The organism is Streptomyces graminilatus, from assembly GCF_001418565.1.
Lineage (GTDB): Bacteria > Actinomycetota > Actinomycetes > Streptomycetales > Streptomycetaceae > Streptomyces > Streptomyces graminilatus.
This window is the reverse complement of sequence record NZ_LIQQ01000839.1, coordinates 952-1634: the sequence shown is the minus strand read 5'-3', so window position 1 is coordinate 1634 and position 683 is coordinate 952. Positions and strand designations below refer to the sequence as shown.

Here is a 683-nt window from a genome sequence, read left to right as displayed (position 1 = left end):
TGATGTGTATCAGAGACAGCTGTGGGGGTTCGTGGTGCCGGGGGCCGCCGGGGCGGTGTCGTTCCTGGTTCTGCTGGTCACCGGGCGGGTGCTGGCGGTCCCTGTGGGGGGTGCGGTGGTGGCGGTGTCATCGGAAAATGATCCGAACCGTGCTGCCGGAACCCGTTTCAGCTCGGGTGATCGGGCGTAATGTTCAGTCATGGACCGCCGCATTTTCGGGCTGGAGAACGAGTACGGCGTCACGTGTACGTTCAGGGGACAGCGGCGTCTGTCTCCCGACGAGGTGGCTCGGTACCTCTTCCGCCGTGTCGTGTCATGGGGCCGTAGCAGCAACGTCTTTCTGCGAAACGGCGCGCGCCTTTACCTTGACGTGGGATCACATCCGGAATACGCGACACCGGAATGTGACAACGTGACGGAACTCGTCACTCACGACAAGGCCGGCGAGCGCATTCTCGAAGGACTCCTGGTGGACGCAGAACGACGCCTGCACGAGGAAGGAATCGCGGGCGACGTCTACCTCTTCAAGAACAACACGGACTCGGCGGGCAACTCGTACGGTTGCCACGAGAACTATCTGGTGGCCCGGCACGGGGAGTTCTCCCGGCTCGCGGACATCCTCATTCCGTTCCTGGTCACCCGCCAGCTTCTGTGCGGTGCGGGCAAGGTGCTGCAGACGCCGC

General features: G+C 63.4%; 2 pseudogenes. Both read left to right on the top strand.

Annotated features, from left to right (window positions below):
- A pseudogene (locus AOK08_RS44335) lies at positions 1-190 on the top strand (MFS transporter); the annotation flags it as partial.
- 9 nt (positions 191-199) lie between these two features.
- Positions 200-683, top strand: a pseudogene (locus AOK08_RS48320) (proteasome accessory factor PafA2 family protein); the annotation flags it as partial.